The organism is Komagataeibacter diospyri (genome assembly GCF_006538165.1).
Classification (GTDB): domain Bacteria; phylum Pseudomonadota; class Alphaproteobacteria; order Acetobacterales; family Acetobacteraceae; genus Komagataeibacter; species Komagataeibacter diospyri.
On record NZ_BDLU01000027.1, the window covers coordinates 1 to 21,107 of the forward strand.

Sequence of the window (21,107 nt, forward strand, 5' to 3'; positions counted from 1 at the left end):
TCCGTCAGTATGAAGCGATCCATATGGTCTTTGAAACACATCATGGCCCTTTAGAAAACTCAATTCCCAACAGCCCCCAAAAAGACAGCGTTTCCTGAAGCTCTTTGAAAAAGCTTCATCAAAAACTTCTTTATGATTTACAGGATTCCACCGCTACAGCCGCTTGTGCATTTCATCACGGATGGAATTACACTTCTTGGTAAATACGCCTGCCTGAGACGCGGTCATGAAGTTGATGAGAAACGCCCCCAGCAGCGAACAGAAAGACAGGATGATCAGCACCCGTCCCATCAGCGATATGATCCCGCCATAATGTTCGGCCGAGTACCACAGCAGCCCGAGGCTGAGCACTGCGCCGAATACCCCCAGCACGCCGGTGGAACGGATAAGGGATTCCTCTTCACGAATGAAGGTGGAGGATTCCTGCCATAACAGGAACAGTTTGCGGTCCATTTCCTGCACTGCGGCGGCATAGTCCTCCGCGTCATCAGGGTGCTGGTGGTCAGTGCCACTGCGGTGCAGTTCCAGTTCCTGCCGGGCCTTGGCAAAGACGCGCCTGCGTTCCTTGATGGCGGGCAGGCTGATATCGACAAAGCTGAGGATGGCGACATTGAGCCCCGCTGAAAGCTGGATCACCGCCTGGAAATCACCCCAGATCACAGGTTGTCCCCCTTGGGGCACACATGACTGCGCACTGTAAAAAAACCCTGACAAGTTGGATACGGGCCGACACGTTCATGCTGCTGCCAATGCCCGGCGCGCGATATGGTATGGCGGCACGCCTGCATTCAGGATTAGCATGAAGCGCGATGAATATCCATGTCCCCTCCACTTATGAGATCTACCGTGGCTGGCAATCCATTCAGGGGACCGGGCTGGAAATCGGCTCGGCTGTCCTCCTTGCCGTTGTACTGGGGGCGGCTTCCGGCATGGTGGTGTTCCTGCTACCGACCTTTATCGCCTGTCGGCGCAAGGTCCATAACGCGGCGGTGGTGGCCGTGGTTAACTGTGCCACCGGCATGACCGGGGTGGGCTGGGTGATCGCGCTGCTCATGGCCTGCGTGATGGAAACGGACACCCAACGCCATGCCCGGCTGCGCCGTAGCGAACCGGCAACCTTCCTGAACGTGCCCTGACACTTAAAAATAAAAAGGTTTTGGGCACCGCCTTTTTTGAAAAAGGCTTCACCAAAAACGTCTTTTCAATTTGCAGAATGCCTCAAAGACAGGCTTTCCCAATGCTCGCTCAGTAAAAGCCCGGACAGCCAGACATAAAAAAGGGGCACGCCCAATCGGCATGCCCCCGTTCCGTATATAAAATCAGGCCGTGCGCATTACTGCTGCTTGTACAGCAGGCGCGCGCGCAGGGTTCCCTTGAGCGCACGAAGGCGGTCAAGGATGCGGTTGTCTTTTTCCACATCGCGGCCGGTATCCGCTTCCACCACGACGTAACCCAGTTCACCCGCCGTCTGCAGGTACTGCGCGGTGACGTTGCAGGATTCGGAAGAAAATATCTCGTTGATCTGTAGCATGATGCCCGGCACGTTGCGGTGCACATGCATGAAGCGCGTGCCATGCGGGTTTTCCGGCAGTTGCACGGTGGGGAAGTTGACAGCCCCCAGGGTGGAGCCGACATCTGAGTATTCCACCAGCTTGCGCGCCACTTCCACGCCGATGCGCTCCTGCGCTTCCGCCGTGGATCCGCCGATATGCGGCGTCAGGATCACATTGTCCAGACCGCGCAGCGGGGTCTGGAATTCCTCGCCAGCCGCCTTCGGCTCCTTGGGGAACACGTCAATCGCAGCACCCAGCAGGTGACCGTCCTTCAGGGCTGCGGCCAGCGCATCAAGGTCCACCACGTTGCCACGGGCGTTGTTGATCAGGAACGAACCCTTCTTCATTGCACGGATCTGGGCTTCGCCAATCATGCCCGCCGTTTCCGGGGTCTGGGGCACGTGCAGGCTGACCACGTCGCTCTGCGCCAGCAGGTTTTCCAGCGTATCGACCGGCGTTGCGTTGCCGTGCACCAGCTTGTCGATCACGTCGTAATAGAACACGCGCATGCCGAAGGCTTCCGCCAGGACGGACAGCTGCGACCCGATGGAGCCATACCCAACGATACCCAGCGTCTTGCCGCGCACTTCCCAGCTGTTGGTGGCGGATTTCTTCCAGATACCGGCATTACATTCCTCCGACTTAGGAAAAATGCGGCGCATCAGCATCACGATCTCACCCATGACCAGCTCTGCGACGGAACGCGTGTTGCTATATGGTGCGTTAAAGACCGGGATACCGCCTTCACGCGCGGCACTCAGGTCCACCTGGTTGGTGCCGATACAGAAGCAGCCGATGGCGATCAGACGATCTGCCTTCTCGATCACTTCGCGCGTCAGCTGCGTGCGCGAACGAATGCCAACGATATGCACGCCTTCCAGTGCCTTCTGCAGGGCCTCCCCCTCCAGCGCCGTTTTCAGGCGGGTTACGTTTTCGTATCCGTTGTCCTTCAGCAGCTTTACGGCACTGTCATGAATGCCTTCAAGAAGGAGGATACGGATCTTGTCCTTGGGAAGGGAAAGATGTCCGTTGGATTGGCTGGTCATGTCGCGTGCTCCCGCTTCTGTACGGTCAAGATGGGTCCGTCCCTATCCGATTGACCGTGCCCCCGCTAGGGGGAAAGATGATTTGGCGCCGTTACTTTATGGCAATGGAAGGCGACAGCAGCCGCGTCACATGGGACAGCAGGCTGCCATCCCCCACCGCCAGGACCGTGCCGTCCCCATCGGCGCGCAACGGCTGCCCCGCCCAGTCGGTCATGCGCCCGCCGGCCCCTTCCACCACTGGCACAAGGGCGGCCCAGTCCCATATCTTCATGGTACATTCGGCAATAATGTCGATCTGCCCCAGCGCCAGCAGGCCATAGGCGTAACAGTCCCCACCCCAGCTTGTGCGCTTGGCCGCAGTAGCCAGCGCGTCAAAACCGGGCCGGTGGGGGGCATCAAGGATTTCGGGCGCAGTACACGACAGTTCCGCCCGCCCCACATCAGCGCAGGCCCGTGTAGCCGGCGTGCCGGGCAGGGTGGAGACATACCGCGTGGCCTCGCCACGCAGGCCGATCCACCGCTCTCCCGTCACGGGCTGGTCGATTATGCCCAGAACCGGGACATTGTCGTGCAGCAGGGCAATCAGCGTGCCAAAGGTCGGCCGTCCGGTCAGGAAGGCGCGCGTGCCATCCACCGGGTCGATGACCCAGCGATACGGGCTGTCCGCCCCTTCCAGCCCGAATTCCTCTCCCATCACGCCAAAACCGGGCAGGCGTTCGGACAGCACGGCCCGAATCGCGCGTTCGGCCGTACGGTCGGCTATGGTGACGGGGCTGGCGTCATTCTTGTCATCCGCAAGCACGCCCCGGCGGAAGAAAGGCAGCACCACGCTGCGCGCCACGTCGGCTGCGGCCTGTGCCGCCTCCAGCACCTTATCGCGCGGGAACCCGGCGGGCAGGGTGGTCATCAGGGTGTCTCCGGCTTGAGGGAGTTGAGGTAGGCGATCACGTCCGCGCGCTCGGTTTCAGATGCGATACCCGGAAACGACATCTTGGTGCCCGATGCGTATTCCGCGGGAGATTTCAGCCATGCGGACAGGGTAGTGTTGGTCCACGTCTCGTCCTTGTGCGCCTTCAGCGCGTCCGAGAATTCGTAACCCGGAATGTCACCCACATGCGTGCCAGCCACGCCAAACAGGCCCGGCCCGATAATGGCAGGTCCCTGCGGCGCCATGCTGTGGCACATCGCGCACTGCCGGTCGGCTATGGCATGGCCCTTTTCCACGCTGGCCTTTGCCACCAGATCATCAATGGATGCACCCGCGGGGGCCACCGGGTGGGGAATGGCCACGCCGGGCTTTGCCGGGGCCTGTTCAGGCACGGCGGTGCGGGCGACACCCCAGCTGGCCCCGACAGCAAGTGCGGCACAGAGGCAGGCGGCCCCGATCTGGTTAAGGCGTACACTGTCCATGAAATCGGGCGTCCTTCCCATACGGTTGCATGAAAACCGCTCCTTACCTAGACTGCCGCGCGCCCTGTGTGAAGCATGCACGGCAGCGGACGGCCCCCGCCGCCGCGACAGATTACGGATGGCCCAGACCCAGATCCCATGAATCCCATTGTCCTGATTCCGGCCCGGATGGCCTCGACCCGGCTGCCGGGCAAACCGCTTGCCGACATTGCCGGTCGTCCCATGATCGTCCATGTGCTGGACCGCGCGCGTGCCGCAGGTGTCGGCCCCGTGGCCGTCGCCACGGCGGAGCATGAAATTGCCGATGTGGTGGAACGCGCGGGCGGCACGGCGGTCCTGACCGATCCCGCGCTTCCATCCGGGTCCGACCGCATATGGCAGGCCCTGCAGCAACTGGACCCCCAGGGGCTGCATGATACCGTCATCAACCTGCAGGGCGACCTGCCTGGCGTTGATCCCGAAAACCTGCGTGACGTGCTGCGCCCGCTGGCCGATGCGGCCACTGACATCGCAACCCTTGTCGCCCCCGTGCACGATCAGGCGGAAGCCGCGGCGCAATCCGTGGTCAAGGTCGCCTGTGCCTTCGGGCAGGATGCGCAGGTGGCGCGCGCGCTGTATTTCTCCCGCCTGCCCATACCGTGGGGGGAGGGGCCGCTGTGGCACCATATCGGCATTTACGCCTATCGCCGCACGGCGCTGGCCCGTTTTGTCTGCCTGCCCGAAAGCGGGCTGGAAAAACGTGAGAAGCTTGAGCAGCTCCGCGCGCTGGAAGCCGGCATGACCATGGGGTGCGCGCGGATCGCCACCGCACCCTTTGGCGTTGATACGCCCGCCGACCTTGAACGTGCGCGGACGGTAATGAAAGCCGCGGCACCGGGGACCGGAGCATGAACGGGGAGCGCATCATCGCCTTTCAGGGCCGACCCGGCGCATATTCGGACCTTGCATGCCGACAGGCGAAGCCCGGCTGGACCACGCTGCCATGCCAGACATTCGCCCAGACCATCGCCGCCGTACATGACGGTCAGGCCGAACTGGCCATGCTGGCGTGTGAAAACAGCCTGGCGGGCCGCGTGCCCGACATCCATGCGCTGTTGCCACAAGCGGGGCTGTTCATTGTGGGGGAACACTTCCAGCGTGTGGAACACTGCCTGCTGGGCATACCCGGCAGCACGCTGGCCGATGCCCGCCGTGTACATACCCACCCCGTCGCCATGGCGCAGGTGCGCGGCATCATTACCGAACTGGGGCTGGATCCGGTGGTGGAATTCGACACCGCCGGAGCGGCCGAAATGGTGCGTGACTGGGGACGCAGGGAAGATGTGGCCGTGGCCTCCGCCCTTGCGGCCGAACTCAACGGGCTTGAGATCCTGCGCCGCAATGTGGAAGACGCCACCCACAACACCACGCGCTTCTATATCGCGTCACGCAGGCCCCAGATCCTGCCGCCGCCCGGACCGGATTTCATGACCACGCTGCTGTTCCGCGTCAACAACCAGCCCGGCGCGCTGTACAAGGCGCTGGGTGGTCTCGCCACGGCGGGCGTAAACATGACGCGGCTGGAAAGCTATATGCTGGAAGGGTCGTTTTCAGCCACGCAGTTCCTGATGGACGTGGAAGGTCACCCCGACGCCCCGCCACTGGCGCGCGCGCTGGACGAACTTTCGTTCTTTTCGGAACAGCAGGAGATCCTGGGCGTCTATCCCGCGTCGCCCTTCCGGCGAAAACCCTGATGGGGCGGGCATGGCGGGCATGTTTTGCCCCCCGTGCCATTGTCTATATAACGGTATTGTCCGCCCCACGCCCCGGGGCTGGCCACAGGAAACAACGTGCCGGAACCACCGGCGCATGCACAGCCACGACACAGGATCCAGGTGGAAACAACCATGTTCAAGGGTTCCATTACCGCCCTTATTACCCCCATGAACGAGGACGGGTCGCTGGATCTGCCCTCCATGGGCCGATTCATCGACTGGCAGGTCCAGCAGGGCGCGTCCGCCCTGGTGCCGGTCGGCACGACGGGCGAAAGCCCGACACTGACGCATGATGAACATGCCAAGGTGGTGGAATTCACCATAAAATCCGTAGCGGGGCGCGTGCCCGTCATTGCAGGTGCAGGGTCCAACAGCACGGCGGAAGCCGTGGCCATGGCACAGCAGGCCCAGCAGGCTGGGGCGTCGGGCGTGCTGGTAGTGACGCCGTACTATAACAAGCCGACACAGGAAGGGGTGTACCGCCACTTCATGGCCGTGGCAGACGCGATCAGCATCCCGCTTATCCTGTATAACATTCCCGGCCGGTCGGTCATCGATATCTCGGTCGAGACCATGGCGCGGCTGGCGCAGCATCCCAACATCATCGGGGTGAAGGATTCCACTGCCAACCTGCTGCGCCCGCTGCTGGTGCGCCGCGCGGTGAAAAAGCCGTTCAACCAGATTTCGGGCGAGGACGGCACTGCCGTATCCTTCCTGGCCGCCGGTGGCGACGGCTGCATCAGTGTGACCGCCAATGTCGCCCCCGCGCTGTGCGCGCAGGTGCAACAGAACTGGAACGACGGTCATGTGATGGAAGCTATGGAACTGCAGGACCGGCTGCTGCCACTGCATGACGCACTGTTTTGCGAAAGCAATCCCGTGCCGGTCAAGTTTGCAGCAAGCGTGCTGGGCCTGATGGGGGAAACCTGCCGCCTGCCACTGGCCCCGCTGAGTGATGCCAGCCGGGAGAAAGTCAAGGCCGCCCTGTCCGCCGTCGGACTGCTGGACTGACCCATGGCAGCCAAGAGCAAGGGCAGCGGCATGATCTCGACCGGGATCGCAGCCCAGAACCGCAAGGGCCGTTTCAACTACACCATCGTGGATACGGTAGAGGCGGGTCTTGTACTGAAAGGCCCCGAGGTCAAGAGCCTGCGGATGGGCCGCGCCACCATAAACGAAGCCTATGCCGGTGAACGCAATGGGGAGATATGGCTCATCAACAGCTATATCCCCGAATATCAGGGCGGCGTGCTGTCACGTTTCGAGCCGCGCGCACCGCGTAAGCTGCTGCTGCACAAGAAACAGGTGGACAGGCTGCTGGGAGAAGTCGCGCGTGATGGCGTGACCCTTGTGCCGCTAGACATCCACTTCAACAGCCGCGGCCTTGCCAAGCTGACGCTGGGTGTGGGTGAGGGACGCAAGAAAGCAGACAAGCGACAGGCCATAGCCGATCGCGACTGGCAGCGCGACAAAGCCCGCCTGATGCGTAACAAGGGTGGCGATTACTGACCTGCCCCGCCATTAGGACAAGGCATGTTTTCAGAGGCTGCTTTAGAAGCCAGCCCATGAAACAGTTTATGAATTCAGGAAAGTTTCTGGCGAAGCTGCTTCCAAAAAGCTTCGGGCAATCCGCCTTTTTTGAAAAAGGCGGCACTCGGAAATTGTCTATCAAACAGTTATTTTGAAGGTGCGCCCTTACAGGCCACACAAGCATCAGGCTGATCTGCATACATGATGCAGGAAGCACAATATGAAACAGGGCCGCCCCAACCGGGACGGCCCTGTTTCATTTTATCTGTTCACCATTCCCGCGCCCGCCATGCTGACGGGGCGGGACAGGGAGATCAGTCCACCGACAGTGCTGCTGCCTCGGGACCTTTCTGGCCTTCGACAACCTGCACGTTCGCCGTCTGGCCTTCCGTCAGGCCGGACAGGCCCGAGCGTTCCAGCGCGGAAGCATGGACGAAAATGTCCTTGCCGCCGTTTTCCGGCGTGATGAAGCCAAAGCCCTTCGTGGCGTTGTACCACTTGACCGTGCCGCGCATGTCCTGCGCATGCGACAGGTCAGGGGCAGGACGACCGGAGCGGGAGAAACCGCCACGTGCGCCGGGTGCCGCGCCGAAAGCCGCACGGGGGCGCTCGGGCTGGGCCGTGCTCTCGTCAACGGACACGACGCTTGCGACCTGACGCCCCTTGGGACCCTGCCCGATCTGCACCACCAGCGTGGTGCCCGGTGCGACCGTCGCGTGGCCGGTGGGGTTCAGGGCATTGGCGTGCAGGAACACGTCACCCGAACCATCCGACAGCTCGACGAAGCCGAAGCCCTTTTCGCTGTTGAACCACTTTACAGTGGCGCTGATTTCCGGGCCGGATGCGACGATCTGGGGACCACCACCTCCGCCACCAAAGGAGCGGCGCGGCGGCGGGGCGCCGCGATCACCAAATGAAGGCGACGACATGAAATCATCGTCAAACCCGCCGCGGCGCGGGGAGCGGGAGCTGCGGTCGGTCCTGTTACTTCTCAACGGTCGTAATCCCGAGGTCTAGGTGGTGGCTGCCCCAAGGGGACATCACCGAATGAAAGCACGTTTGCAGGATAGAGACTGCCTGTATGTCGTTGACCGTCGTTTCGGGCGGCTGCGGCTGCAGGAAAACATCCTCTGTCCTACGGTGATCCTAGCATAAATCGCATCGGCATCAACAACACCAAAGCATATTCCCGCCTTTGGTTTCCACACGAATTTTCATCTGTGAACAGTTTGTGAGGGGCAGGGACGCAAAAAGCTGCAAAAAAGGTGTAGATTAAATTCAGGAATATTGCTTGATTTCTACTCGCATTCGCACATTATCAATGGACAAGGTTCCAATTGATACGCCCCCTGACTGGTAAGAAAACGATCCATGCCCAATACACTTCCCCCACGCCGAGGGCGCGGCCGGCCCCCAAAAATTGCCCGTGCACCCGAAGGTACACGCGCCATGCTGGTGCGTGCTGGTGTTGGACTACTGACAGAAAAGGGTTTTTCCTCCACCTGCGTGGATGACGTGCTGAACGCCACCGGCATTTCAAAGGGATCATTCTACTACTGCTTCAGCAGCAAGGAAGATTTCGGGCAGGTACTGATCGACAGCTACGCCAGCTATTTCAATGCCAAGCTGGACCTGTGGCTGACCGACAAGGCAACGCCGCCGCTACAGCGCATGCTCAATTTCATGCAGGACGCACGGGCAGGCATGATGAAGTACGATTTTCGCCGTGGCTGCCTGATCGGCAACCTGGGCCAGGAAATCGATACGCTGCCCGATTCGTTCAGCGGATTGCTGCTGACGATTCTCAAGGGGTGGGAACACCGCGTGACCGACTGCCTGCTGGCGGCATGCGGCCCCCACCCGACCGCGGCGCAGCGGCGGCTGTGCACACGGCTGTCACGCTATTTCTGGATCGGATGGGAAGGGGCGGTCCTGCGCGCACGCATGGAACATGACCCCGAACCGCTGGATCTTTATGCAACCTTCTACCTTGCACAGGCGGCGGTCGAACTGGGTATCAGGCCGCCCGCCATGGCTAACCTGCACGGATCGCCCGTACCGCCTGCGCCCGCGCAAACAGTTCAAGCAGCAAAGTGATGGCCTGAACCCGCGCACGCAGCGCGGGAGGGGCATCAGCGAGCGGGGTATCTACTATGCGCCGTGCGTCCTGGGCCGCCAGCCGCAGCAGCATGTCCACATGCAGCGGGCTGGCCAGCCGCAGGTCCGGCAGGCCGGACTGGCGCCGCCCCGTCAGGTCACCGCCGCCACGCAGGCGGAAATCCTCATCGGCGATCAGGAACCCGTCCTCCGTTTCACGCAGCAGGGCAAGCCTGCGCCGCGCAGTCTGGCCCAGCCCGGTATCGTGCAGCAGCAGGCAGTAGGATTCCGCCCGTCCACGCCCCACCCGCCCGCGTAACTGATGCAGCTGCGCCAGACCGAAGCGTTCGGCATGTTCAATGACCATGACCGTGGCGTCGGGTATGTCCACGCCCACCTCGATCACCGTGGTCGCGACGAGGATACGGGTCTTTCCCGCTGCGAAATCGGCGATGGCCTGCTCACGCACCGCAATATCCTGCTGGCCATGCGCCAGCCCCACGGCACTTTCGCCAAAATGGGCGCACAGGGCGGCGTAGCGGGCCTCGGCTGCGGCAATGTCGCTTGTCTCGCTTTCACTCACCAGCGGGCAGACCCAGAATATCCGTGCCCCCCGCGCCAGCGCGCGCTCCATCCCCGCCAGCAGCTCCCCCATGGCCGACAATGCATGCAGCGATGTGCGTACCGGCTTGCGCCCCGCAGGTTTCACATCCAGCCGGCTGACCAGCATGTCCCCCCACTGCGTCAGCAGCAGGCTGCGCGGAATGGGGGTGGCGGTCATGACCAGCACGTCCGTACGCGGGCCTTTTTCTCCCAGCATCGCGCGCTGTTCCACACCAAAGCGGTGCTGTTCATCAATGACCGCCAATGCAAGGTCATGGAACACCACGCTGTCCTGAAACAGGGCATGGGTGCCAATCACCAGCCGTGCCGTGCCATCGGCGATCATGGCCAGTGCCTCGCGCCGGGCCTTGCCCTTCACGCTGCCGCTAAGGAACGCGACCGGCACGGGCGACAGCTTACGGAAGGTGGCAAGGTGCTGGCGGGCCAGGATCTCGGTCGGCGCCATCAGTGCCGCCTGATGGCCTGCTTCCACCGCCGCCAGCATGGCCAGAAGGGCGACCAGCGTCTTGCCTGCGCCCACATCTCCCTGCAGCAGACGCGTCATCTGGCGGGGGGCGGCAAGGTCAGCGTCGATTTCCGCCAGCGTGCGGATCTGGGCCGTGGTGGGTTCATGGCCAAAGCGCGACAGGGCGATGCGGCGCAGGCTGCCATCCCCCACAACCGCACGCCCCGGCCGCAACCGGTTCTGCCTGCGCGCCTGCGCCATGGACACCTGCTGTGCCAGCAGATCATCGCAGGCCAGCCGCGCACGGGCCCGCCCGGACGCTGCCACCAGCGCATCACCTTCCAGCAGGTCGGGCATGTCACACGGACGGTGCAGCATGCGCAGCGCATCCTCGAACCCCGGCCACTTACGCTGTTTCAGCACGCTGGCGTCCTGCCATTCGGGCAGGGGGGGGAAAGCATCGAACGCCGCACGGATGGCGGCGCGCACCTGACTGGGGAACAGTCCCGCCGTCAGCGGCCATACCGGATCCAGCAGCGGAATTTCCGCCATGCGGGCCGCAGGCACGAGGTAATCGGGATGGGTCATGTTCAGCCGGTCACCAAAACGTTCCAGCGTACCCGACACGCATATGTCCTGCCCCGCTTCCAGCCTGCGGACCAGATGGGGAGAAAAGAACACCAGATCCGCATCCGCCGTGCCGTCGGTCACGACAACCCGCCATGGCCGCTTGCCCCGGCTGCCACCGGGCGCGGGCGGCACGACGCGCATGACCGTGACATGCAGGGTGCATACACGCCCGATTTCAGCCTGGCGCAGATTGGGCCGGTACCGCCGGTCCACCACCGATTCCGGCAGGTGGAACAGCAGGTCGATCACCCGCCCGCCACCGGCTACCCGTGTCAGCAGCTTCGCCGTGGCAGGCTTTACCCCCTGCAGGGTCTCCACCCCCGCAAGCAGCGGGGCAAGGAGGCAATTGACGGGCGATGAGGCGGTATCGGACACGCGGCGGTTCATCCTGCGGGGTGGCATGCTTGTCATGCGGGCTGACAGATGCCCGCATGACGGCTATAGGACACCTGCGTTACGAAACAAAACACAACCATCATGGGTGGAACGCAATGGAAGCCAGAACGCCTGACCTCTCGCGCCTCGATACACGGCGGCGCAAGATATATTACCGCGCCACACATCGCGGCACACATGAAACCGACGTCCTGATCGGCGGCTTCGTCGCCCCCCGGCTGGAAGGCATGACCGAAGCCCAGCTTGATGCGCTGGAAGCGGTGATGGACCTGCCGGATGCCGACCTTGCGGACTGGCTGAGCGGCCGCCGCCCGGTACCGGACGAGCTCAATACCCCCATGATGAAGGAAATCATGGCCGACGCCACCGACCCCGCGCGGCTTGCGGCGATCCGGGGCGGAAAATGAACGATACGGCAGGTTTCTCACTCGCACCCGGCGCACCGCTTCCCGTATGGGGCGTGCCGGATGGGTATGACGCTTTCCTGCTGGCGCGCAGGGCAGGCGAACATGACGGGCCTGTCCTGCATGTCTGCCGCGATGATGCTTCCATGGCGCGCATCGCGGACCTGCTCGCCTTTGTCACGCCCAAGGCGGAAATCCTGCGTTTCCCGAGCTGGGACTGCCTGCCGTATGACCGTGTTTCCCCCAATCCCGCCATCGTCGCGGAACGGGTGGCGACACTGACCCGCCTGCTGGAAAAGGCCACTGCCCCTCGCATCGTGCTGACCACGGTGATGGGGGTGGTGCAGCGCGTCCCGCCACGCGCGGCCTTTGCCGGGCAGTCGATTACCATAAAGGCGGGTGAAAGCCTTGATGCGCCGTTCCTGATGGAACTGCTGATCGCACATGGCTACAACCGCACCGATACGGTGATGGACCAGGGCGAGTTCGCGACCCGTGGCGGCATTTTTGACATTTTCCCCGCAGGCGACAGCGAACCGGTACGCCTCGACCTTTTTGGCGACGAGGTGGAGAACATCCGCCGCTTCGATCCCGGCACCCAGCGTTCAACCGCAAGGATCGACAGCCTGACCATGCGTCCGGTGGCGGATTTCAGCCTTGATCCCGCTTCCATATCCCGTTTTCGCACTGGCTGGCGCGACCTGTTTGGCCCTGCCGCCGCCAACGACCCGCTGTATCAGCATATATCCGAAGGCAGGCGCCACGCGGGCATGGAACACTGGCTGCCCCTGTTCCATGAACAGATGGAAACGCTGGTGGACTACCTGCCTGATGTGTCCATATCGCTGGCCAACCAGGCGGAAGAAGTGCTGGTCACCCGCCTGGAAATGATTGCAGACCATTACGACGCCCGCAGGCAGCCGACGCGTGAGGGGGAAGTACCCTACCGCGCGCTGCCGCCGCACCTCATGTATCTCGACCGCAAGGGGTGGGATGCGATGATTGCGGGCCGCAAGGCCGTGGTATTCATGCCCTTTGCCCAGCCCGACGGCGCACCGGGCATGGATGCGGGCGGCAGGCCGGGCCAGATGTTCGCCAAGACCGTGACCGAGGGACGTGAAAACGTCTTCCCCATGCTGCATGCAAAGGTCGAGGAATGGTCCCAGACGGGCCGTCGCGCCTATGTCACGGCATGGAGCAGGGGATCGTGCGAACGCATTGGCGTGCTGCTGTGTGAATATCGCCTGCCGGTGCAGACCTATGATACGTGGAAGGAGGCACAGAAGCTCAGGCCCGGCACTGTCGGCCTGCTGACGCTGGGGCTGGAACGTGGCTTTGTCGCCGATAACGTGGCTTTCGTGTCCGAACAGGATCTGCTGGGTGAGCGGATTTCCCGCCCGCCGCGCCGCCGCAAGAAGGCGGACCAGTTCATATCCGAAGCATCGGAAATTGCGGAAGGCGACCTGATCGTCCATCAGGACTACGGCATTGGCCGCTATGACGGGCTGGAGACGATTGGCGTGGGCACGGCGCCCCATGACTGCCTGCGCCTGATCTATGACGGCAATGAAAAACTGTTCCTGCCAGTCGAAAATATCGAACTGCTCAGCCGCTTCGGCTCGGATCAGGCCCACGTGGCGCTGGACAAGCTGGGTGGTGTGTCGTGGCAGTCGCGCAAGGCGAAAATGAAACAGCGCATCCGCGACATGGCGGGTGAACTGATCCGCACGGCTGCTGCGCGCGCGCTACGTGAAGCGCCAGCCATTACCCCGGAAGACGGGATGTGGGACGAATTCTGCGCACGCTTCCCCTTTGTCGAGACCGAGGACCAGTCCCGCGCCATTGCCGACGTGCTGGATGACATGGCGTCGGGCAGGCCGATGGACCGGCTGGTCTGTGGCGATGTGGGTTTTGGCAAGACCGAGGTGGCGCTGCGTGCCGCTTTTGTTGCCGCCATGTCCGGCGCGCAGGTCGCCGTGGTGGTGCCGACCACGCTGCTGGCACGCCAGCATTACCGCACGTTCTCCGCCCGCTTTGCCGGACTGCCGGTCAATGTGGCGCAGCTTTCGCGCATGGTGACGGGCAAGGAAGCGACGGCGGTGCGCAAGGGGCTGGCCGATGGCACGGTCAATATCGTGATCGGCACGCATGCGCTGCTGGCCAAGACGGTCAAATTCGCTGATCTCGGCCTGCTGATCGTCGACGAGGAGCAGCATTTTGGCGTGGCCCACAAGGAAAAGCTGAAAGCCCTGCGTGAGGACGTACATGTGCTCACCCTGTCGGCCACCCCTCTGCCGCGCACGCTTCAGCTTGCCCTGACCGGTGTGCGGGAAATGAGCCTGATCGCCACCCCGCCTACCGATCGCCTGGCCGTGCGCACCTTCATCATGCCGTTCGACAGCGTGGTGATCCGTGAGGCGACCCAGCGCGAACGCTTCCGTGGCGGGCAGGTATTCTGTGTCGTGCCACGTATCGAGGATCTGGACCGCATGGCGGCCCGTCTGCATGAAATCGTGCCCGATGCCCGGCTGGTACAGGCCCATGGCCGCCTGACGCCAACCGAACTGGAACGGGTGATGACCGAGTTCAGTGACGGCAAATATGATATCCTGCTGTCCACCAACATTGTGGAAAGCGGGCTGGATATGCCTGCGGTCAACACACTCATCATCCACCGCGCCGACATGTTCGGACTGGGGCAGTTGTACCAGCTTCGCGGGCGCGTGGGGCGTGGCAAGCAGCGTGGCTATGCCTACCTTACGTGGCCACAGACGCATGTGCTGTCGGCTGCGGCACAGAAGCGGCTGGAAGTCATGCAGACGCTGGACACACTGGGGGCGGGCTTCACGCTGGCCTCCCACGATCTTGACCTGCGCGGTGCGGGCAACCTGCTGGGGGATGAGCAGTCGGGCCATATCCGGGAAGTGGGTATCGAGCTGTACCAGCAGATGCTGGAAGACGCCGTGGCCGACCTGCGCACCGAAAAGGGGCGGCGCAAGCTGCAGGATCGTGACTGGACGCCCAATATCATCCTTGGCCTGCCGGTGCTGATCCCTGATACCTATGTCACCGACCTGCCCGTACGTCTTGGCCTGTACCGCCGGATCGCGGCATTGGCCAATGATGCGGAAGTCGAGGCGATGGAAGCCGAACTGGTGGACCGCTTCGGCACGCTGCCTGACGAGGTACGCAACCTGCTGGATGTTGTAACCCTGAAACGCATGTGTCGCGAGGCCGGGGTAGAACGACTGGAAGCTGGCCCCAAGGGCATGGTCATCCAGTTCCGTGGTAACACGTTTGCCAACCCGGCGGGACTGGTGACGTGGATTGCAAAGCAGAAGGAAGCCAATGTCCGCCTGCGCCCCGACCACAAACTGGCGATCATACGCGAAATGACCAACGCCCAGCGGATCACGCAGGCGCGCAAAGTGCTGACGGCCCTGGTCAGACTGGCGCGTGAGGATGCAGGCATCCCGGCCTGAACCTGCGCGGCCAATGCGGGATACGCACAGGTCCGTATCCTGCCGCACCATGGCGGGGCAGGGAAGCATGACAGCAAAAGCTTCAGGAAACGCCGCCTCTTAAAAAAAAGGCAGTCCCCGGAAATTTCTGTTATTCCGCCCGTGTATCAACGGATTGGCAGGGGAATATGGTTGACGGTCATCACGCCGCCTTCCCAGCTGATATCCCACGATGTCCCGCCTGATGCCGCCTTGTGACCAAACAGCTTGGCAAGGATCAGCGCCGCACTGGCCCGCGTCTGGCCCGCGTTACGCAGGGTGTCGATCACGGCGTCAAGGTTCTGCACCTGTATGTGGCCGGTGGCGGATGACGCATCGGTATTGCCGGTCAGGTTGGCATCACCATTACCCGTGATCTGCATGGTGCCGCGCTGCGCGCTCAGTGATGCGACATGCAGGGGCACACGCACGTTTTCTGGCGGATGGCCGGCAATAGCGGCGGCCAGTGGCACAAGCGAATCACTGGGCACCGATGCATTGGCCGTGGCCTGCTGCGGCAGTGCACTGGCCAGCAGCGTGTTATGCGTGCCGGTTATGCCAATGCCCTGTGTTTCCAGCGTCAGCGTAGCCGGGGCGCTGTCACTTTTCGTGCCCGCCAGATGCAGGTGCGCACGGCGGAAGGACAGTTTTGTCTGCCCGTTGGTCAGCAGGCCGCCCTGCCATGTCAGGTCATAGCTGCGGCCCGCGCGCAGCCCGTCCATGATGGGCGTGGCAGCGGAGACGAAATAATCCTGCGCGCAGCCCTGCGAATGGTGCCCCGTCAGCGTCGCCAGCATGACGAGGGAGGCCACGTCCTCCATGTCCCGCAGCGCCTGCGGACCAAGCCCGGTGCCGCTGGCCGCAATGTCAGTGGCATGAAATGTCTGGTCCACATCCCCCGCCAGCACCAGATCATAACCATGCCCGGCAAGGGCACTGTCACCATGGGGCTGGCTGCTGGCCACCTGCACATGGCCGCATGTGCCGGGAAGGGCCGAAGCCCCGGCCGACCCGATGCAGGACAGGGCCGCCAGGGCGGTAGTGATGAATAATTTCTTCATTTGCGGCACAAGTTGGCGTGATTACGCGCCTGATGCAATCGGGTATGATATGCGCACCGCCATGATGAAACATTTGTACTCATTTGCCCATGCTGCGCCGGATTGATTCCTTCCTTGCCTGCCTGCTGGCCACCGTGGTGCTGGCAAGCGTGCTGCCCTGTTATGGGGTAGGGGTCAAAGTCTTCAATACCCTTGCGATAATCATGATCGCGAACATGTTCTTCCTGCAGGGTGCGCGCCTGTCGCGCCGGGCGGTGATGGAAGGGATGCTGGGGTGGCGAATCCATCTTGCCATCCTGTCATGCACGTTCGTCATGTTTCCCCTGATGGGCATGGCCTTGCATGCGGCGTTGCCGGGCATGCTGGATGCGTCCATGTGGACAGGTGTGCTGTTCCTGTGCTGCCTGCCATCAACGGTGCAGTCGTCCATCGCCTTCACCTCCATCGCGCGGGGAAACGTGGCCGCCGCCATCTGTTCGGCCACGCTGTCCAACATACTGGGCATTTTTCTGACCCCGCTTCTGGTGGGCATCATGTTCGGCCGGCATACTGGCAACGGAAGCGGAGGGATCATGCCCATCGTGCTGCAGTTGCTGGTACCCTTCATTGCGGGGCAGGTGGCCCAGCCATGGATTGGGGAATGGGCGCACCGGCACAAGAAACTGCTGTCCTTTTCCGACCGGGGTTCGATCCTCGTCGTGGTTTATACCGCTTTCAGCGAGGCCGTGACCCAGGGGTTGTGGCATCGCCTGCCGCCGCTGCAACTGGGGCGCGTGGCCGTGGTGGATGCGGGCCTGCTGGTGATCGTACTGGGGCTGACCCTGCTGGCGGGACGGCTTGGCCGCTTTCCCCGCGGGGACCGGATCGCCATCGTGTTCTGCGGATCCAAGAAATCACTGGCATCAGGGGTGCCAATCGCCAGCGTGCTGTTTCCGCCTGACGATGTCGGGCTGATTGTCCTGCCACTGATGATCTACCATCAGGTCCAGCTTTTCGTATGCGCGACACTGGCCCGGCGCATGGGTGCGCGCGGGGATGGGGACTGAGCGGGTCATTCCCCCTCGCGCATGTCCGCATGGCCCGGTATGTAGGCGCGCCAGACAGGCCAGACCGGCCTGCAACCGCATGATATGGTGGAGAGAGATGACAGGACTGGATCCGGACAACTGGGATGGGCTGCGCGCCCTTGGCCATCAGATGGTGGATGACATGATCGACCGTCTGTCCACCCTGCGCGACCGCCCGGTATGGCAGCCCATGCCCGAAGAATTGCGCGCGCGGTTGCGGACCGGCCTGCCGCATGATCCTACCCCACCGGAAGAACTGTACGCCCGCTTCCGCGAACTGGTCGAACCCTATTCCACCGGCAACGTGCATCCCGGCTTCATGGGCTGGGTGCATGGCGGGGGCACGGCGATCGGCATGCTGTCGGAACTGCTGGTGGGCGGGCTGAACGCAAATTGCGGCGGCAGGGATCATGCCCCGATCGAGGTCGAACGCGAGATCATCCGCTGGGCTGCCGAAATGTGCGGTTTTCCTGACACGACCACCGGGCTGCTGGTCACCGGGTCGTCCATGGCGAACATGATTGCCGTCATCACCGCCAGCCGCGCCGTGCCTGATGGTCTGGAAATGCGGGCAAAGGGCGTGGGCACGCGCAAACTGGTGGGCTATGCCGCAACCACTGCCCATGGCTGCATTGCACGCGCATTCGACCTGACTGGTCTTGGCACCGACGCCCTGCGCGTGATCCCGGTTGGCGCGGATAATCGCATGATCCTGCCCGAACTGGAACGCGCCATCGCCCGCGATCGCGCGGCGGGGCTGGAACCGTTCATGGTGATCGGCACGGCGGGTACGGTGGATACCGGGGCGATTGATGACCTGAACACGCTGGCCGACATCGCGGCGCGTGAAAACATCTGGTTCCACGTCGATGGCGCGTTTGGTGCGCTCGCCATGCTGTCGGACGCGTTGCGGCCCGGCCTGCGGGGGCTGGAACGCGCGGACAGCGTGGCCTTCGATTTCCATAAATGGGCGCAGGTTCAGTACGACGCGGGCTGCATCCTTGTCCGCCGTCCTGGCGCGCAGGCCGCAGCTTTCGCCCAGTCGCGCGCCTATCTTGCGCGGGAGGACCGGGGCCTTGCCACCAACGCGCCATGGTACTGCGACCTTGGCCCCGACCTGTCACGCGGTTTCCGCGCGCTAAAAGTCTGGATGACGCTGGGCACCTATGGCGCGGATGGCATGGGCGACATGATCGCCAACTGCTGCGCCATTGCCCGGCACCTTGCAGACCGGATCAAGGCCAATCCCCGCCTGGAACTGCTGGCCCCGGTTACGCTGAACATCGTGTGCTTCCGTATCATCGCCCCGGTGGCCGACCTGGACCATTTCAACGGGGAAGTGGTGAAGGATCTGCATGAAAGCGGGATTGCGGCCCCTTCGACCACTGTCATCAACGGGCACAAGGCCATACGCGCTGCCATCGTCAACCACCGCACCACCAATGCGGATGTGGATCGCATGCTGGATGCGCTGCTGGACCTTGCGGACCATCGACTGACAGCGCGCTAAAACGCTGTTGATAAAAAATAAAAGTTTTTTGGACGCCGTCTTTAAAAAAAGGCGGCGTTTTCCGAAGCATTTAAAAAAGCTTCACCAAAAACTTCTTTCAATTTGCAGGATATTTCGCGGGTAGAGTTTTGAAAAAGCCCTGCTCCATGACAGGGGCAGGGCTGATGGGGCCTAGCCGCCACGCCTGCGGCCGCGGGTGGCTTCTTCCTCAAACAGTTCGGACAGTTTCTTCATCATCGTGCCGCCCAGTTCCTCGGGATCGGTAATGGTCACGGCTCGGCGGTAATAGCGCGTCACGTCATGGCCAATGCCGATGGCCAGCAGTTCAGTGCTGGTACGCGTCTCGATATGCGCAATGACTTCGCGCAGGTGATTTTCCAGATACGATCCCGGATTGGCCGACAGCGTGCTGTCATCCACCGGCGCACCATCGGAAATCACCATCAGTATCCGCCTGCCTTCGGGTCGCGCGGCCAGACGCCGCTGCGCCCACAGCAGGGCCTCCCCGTCGATGTTTTCCTTCAACAGCCCCTCGCGCAGCATCAGCCCAAGGTTGCGCCGCGCGCGCCGCCACGGCATGTCGGCCGCCTTGTAGATGATATGCCGCAGGTCGTTCAGCCGCCCGGGGTTCTCGGGCTTGCCTTCCTGTACCCACAGCTCCCGGCTGCGGCCCCCTTTCCACGCACGGGTGGTGAAACCCAGGACCTCCACTTTCACTGCGCAGCGTTCCAGTGTGCGGGCAAGGATGTCGCCACACATGGCGGCCACCGAAATCGGCCGCCCGCGCATGGACCCCGAATTGTCGATCAGCAGGGTGACGACCGTATCGCGGAAATCGGTATCGCGCTCACGCTTGTACGACAGGGACAGCATGGGATTGACCACGATGCGCGACAGGCGCCCCGCATCCAGCATCCCTTCTTCAAGATCGAATTCCCACGCACGCGTCTGCTGCGCCATAAGCTTGCGCTGCAGGCGGTTGGCCAGCTTGGACACCACGCCCTGCATGCTGACAAGCTGCTGGTCCAGCGTCTGGCGCAGGCGGAACAGTTCCTCCGCATCGCACAGGTCCTCGGCGGCTGTTTCCTCATCATACACGGTGGTGAAGGGGTGGTAGGTGGGGGTTGTCTCCTCCGCTTCCGCCTCGTTCTCACCGGGGCCGCCGGCTTCTTCCGACCCACTGGCCGATCCGCCCTGTTCGCCATCATCCGGGTCTTCATCACCCGCACCCGTGCCCTGTGACATCTGCATGGGCAGGGAATTGTCGTCTTCCTCCGGTCCTTCGTCCTGTGGCTCGGGCGTGGTGTCGTCGGTCTGTTCCTCGTTTTCGCTGCTGGCGGCTTCCGCTTCGGACGTACCGTCATCGGCCACTTCGTCCGGCGTGGTTTCCTGCTGCATCAGGTCACAAGCCATAAGCAGCCTGCGCGCGGCCTGCGCGAAATCACGCTGACTGTCCTGACGCGTCACCATTTCATCCAGCGCGCGCATGGCGGCAGGCGGCAGGCTGTCGGACCATGCCTTCATAATGTCGCGCATGGACGCGGGCACGGGTCGGCCCGACATGCGCGCGCGCGCCAGCAGCCCAAGGGCAACCGGCGTGGGCAGCTTCGTATGGCTGGGCAGGCGGTCCAGCCCCATATCGGTGCATTCCTGCGCCAGACGGGCGTCAAGATTGGCAGCGACCCCTGCCATATGCCGCGCGCCAAGGCTTTCGACCCGCGCCTGTTCCAGCACGTCATAGACTTCGCGCGCTTCACCCGCGGGCGGGCTGGCGCTGTCATGCAGCGCCACGTCATGATGGCGCAGGCGCAGGGCGGCGGCATCGGCCGCACCGCGCGTGCGGGTCATTTCGGCATCCGTCATCCGCCGTGACGGATGGGACAGGCGGACATGCGTGCCGGTCACCGAAGCCCCCGACGGCACCGGACCACTGAGGAACGAGACCTCGGCCTGCGCCAGACCGCCCAGCGCACGCACGGCGCCTACCGTCGCGCGCTTGAAGCCCTCGGCCTGACGGGCTTCCTCCTCGGCCTGTGGGGTAGGGGTTTTTTTCCGGTTATCACGCATGCCTTGCCTGCCC

General features: G+C 62.9%; 18 protein-coding genes. 10 read left to right on the forward strand and 8 right to left on the reverse strand.

Translation table 11 applies throughout. From position 1 onward, the window contains the following. Window positions 1-153: 153 nt before the first annotated feature. Window positions 154-660: a hypothetical protein gene (locus MSKU9_RS04325; RefSeq protein ID WP_141260108.1), complete on the reverse strand. Its 507-nt coding sequence runs from the start codon at window positions 658-660 to the stop codon at window positions 154-156. A 149-nt stretch (window positions 661-809) separates the two neighbouring features. On the opposite strand from MSKU9_RS04325, the gene MSKU9_RS04330 reads away from it, so the two are divergent. Further along, window positions 810-1,136, forward strand: a complete 327-nt coding sequence (locus MSKU9_RS04330; RefSeq protein WP_141260109.1) for a superinfection immunity protein — start codon at window positions 810-812, stop codon at window positions 1,134-1,136. A 197-nt stretch (window positions 1,137-1,333) separates the two neighbouring features. Here MSKU9_RS04330 and serA read toward each other — a convergent pair whose 3' ends face one another. The 3 genes from serA to MSKU9_RS04345 all read right to left on the reverse strand — a co-directional run bounded on the left by serA (window position 1,334) and on the right by MSKU9_RS04345 (window position 4,009). Continuing rightward, entirely contained in the window at window positions 1,334-2,599 is a 1,266-nt protein-coding gene (gene serA, locus MSKU9_RS04335; RefSeq protein ID WP_141260110.1) for a phosphoglycerate dehydrogenase, read from the reverse strand. Between the two features lie 91 nt (window positions 2,600-2,690). Next, on the reverse strand, window positions 2,691-3,506 hold the full coding sequence (locus tag MSKU9_RS04340; RefSeq protein ID WP_141260111.1) for an inositol monophosphatase family protein: 816 nt from the start codon (window positions 3,504-3,506) through the stop codon (window positions 2,691-2,693). Beyond that, on the reverse strand, window positions 3,506-4,009 hold the full coding sequence (locus MSKU9_RS04345) for a c-type cytochrome (RefSeq protein ID WP_141260112.1): 504 nt from the start codon (window positions 4,007-4,009) through the stop codon (window positions 3,506-3,508). Before MSKU9_RS04345 ends, MSKU9_RS04340 begins: the two co-directional genes overlap by 1 nt. A 138-nt stretch (window positions 4,010-4,147) precedes the next feature. On the opposite strand from MSKU9_RS04345, the gene MSKU9_RS04350 reads away from it, so the two are divergent. The 4 genes from MSKU9_RS04350 to smpB all read left to right on the forward strand — a co-directional run bounded on the left by MSKU9_RS04350 (window position 4,148) and on the right by smpB (window position 7,272). After that, the gene (locus MSKU9_RS04350) at window positions 4,148-4,900 is read left to right on the forward strand and encodes a 3-deoxy-manno-octulosonate cytidylyltransferase (RefSeq protein ID WP_141260113.1); all 753 of its coding nucleotides are present in this window, start codon (window positions 4,148-4,150) and stop codon (window positions 4,898-4,900) included. Continuing rightward, on the forward strand, window positions 4,897-5,742 hold the full coding sequence (locus MSKU9_RS04355; protein WP_141260114.1) for a prephenate dehydratase: 846 nt from the start codon (window positions 4,897-4,899) through the stop codon (window positions 5,740-5,742). The genes MSKU9_RS04350 and MSKU9_RS04355 overlap by 4 nt, the downstream gene beginning before the upstream one ends. Before the next feature lie 153 nt (window positions 5,743-5,895). Then, a complete protein-coding gene (dapA, locus tag MSKU9_RS04360; RefSeq protein WP_141260141.1) occupies window positions 5,896-6,774 on the forward strand; it encodes a 4-hydroxy-tetrahydrodipicolinate synthase in 879 nt (292 codons plus the stop codon). Between the two features lie 3 nt (window positions 6,775-6,777). Next, the gene (gene smpB / locus MSKU9_RS04365) at window positions 6,778-7,272 is read left to right on the forward strand and encodes an SsrA-binding protein SmpB (RefSeq protein WP_141260115.1); all 495 of its coding nucleotides are present in this window, start codon (window positions 6,778-6,780) and stop codon (window positions 7,270-7,272) included. Between the two features lie 335 nt (window positions 7,273-7,607). Here smpB and MSKU9_RS18830 read toward each other — a convergent pair whose 3' ends face one another. Beyond that, window positions 7,608-8,288, reverse strand: a complete 681-nt coding sequence (locus MSKU9_RS18830; RefSeq protein WP_141260116.1) for a cold-shock protein — start codon at window positions 8,286-8,288, stop codon at window positions 7,608-7,610. 376 nt (window positions 8,289-8,664) lie between these two features. Between MSKU9_RS18830 and acuR the strand changes: the two genes are divergently transcribed. Further along, window positions 8,665-9,390, forward strand: a complete 726-nt coding sequence (gene acuR / locus MSKU9_RS04375; RefSeq protein WP_227000791.1) for an acrylate utilization transcriptional regulator AcuR — start codon at window positions 8,665-8,667, stop codon at window positions 9,388-9,390. On the opposite strand, the gene recG is transcribed toward acuR, so the two are convergent. Next, window positions 9,329-11,476 carry an ATP-dependent DNA helicase RecG gene (recG, locus tag MSKU9_RS04380; RefSeq protein ID WP_141260142.1) on the reverse strand — a complete coding sequence of 716 codons (2,148 nt, stop codon included), beginning with the start codon at window positions 11,474-11,476 and terminating at the stop codon, window positions 9,329-9,331. The genes acuR and recG overlap by 62 nt on opposite strands. Window positions 11,477-11,580: 104 nt before the next feature. Between recG and MSKU9_RS04385 the strand changes: the two genes are divergently transcribed. Both MSKU9_RS04385 and mfd read left to right on the forward strand, forming a co-directional pair. Beyond that, window positions 11,581-11,892, forward strand: a complete 312-nt coding sequence (locus MSKU9_RS04385; protein WP_010507900.1) for an FAD assembly factor SdhE — start codon at window positions 11,581-11,583, stop codon at window positions 11,890-11,892. Further along, complete coding sequence (mfd, locus tag MSKU9_RS04390) at window positions 11,889-15,371, forward strand: transcription-repair coupling factor (protein WP_141260117.1); 3,483 nt, start codon at window positions 11,889-11,891, stop codon at window positions 15,369-15,371. Before MSKU9_RS04385 ends, mfd begins: the two co-directional genes overlap by 4 nt. A gap of 146 nt (window positions 15,372-15,517) precedes the next feature. On the opposite strand, the gene MSKU9_RS04395 is transcribed toward mfd, so the two are convergent. Then, window positions 15,518-16,450 (reverse strand): hypothetical protein, encoded by a 933-nt coding sequence (locus MSKU9_RS04395; protein WP_141260118.1) that lies wholly within the window; start codon window positions 16,448-16,450, stop codon window positions 15,518-15,520. 89 nt (window positions 16,451-16,539) lie between these two features. Between MSKU9_RS04395 and MSKU9_RS04400 the strand changes: the two genes are divergently transcribed. Then, window positions 16,540-17,496, forward strand: coding sequence for a bile acid:sodium symporter family protein (locus tag MSKU9_RS04400; RefSeq protein WP_141260144.1), 957 nt, complete (start codon window positions 16,540-16,542; stop codon window positions 17,494-17,496). 97 nt (window positions 17,497-17,593) lie between these two features. After that, a complete protein-coding gene (locus MSKU9_RS04405; protein ID WP_141260119.1) occupies window positions 17,594-19,027 on the forward strand; it encodes a pyridoxal phosphate-dependent decarboxylase family protein in 1,434 nt (477 codons plus the stop codon). A gap of 171 nt (window positions 19,028-19,198) precedes the next feature. Here the strand turns inward: MSKU9_RS04405 and MSKU9_RS04410 are convergent, their stop codons facing one another. Further along, a complete protein-coding gene (locus tag MSKU9_RS04410) occupies window positions 19,199-21,094 on the reverse strand; it encodes a cobaltochelatase CobT-related protein (protein WP_141260120.1) in 1,896 nt (631 codons plus the stop codon). Window positions 21,095-21,107: the final 13 nt, after the last annotated feature.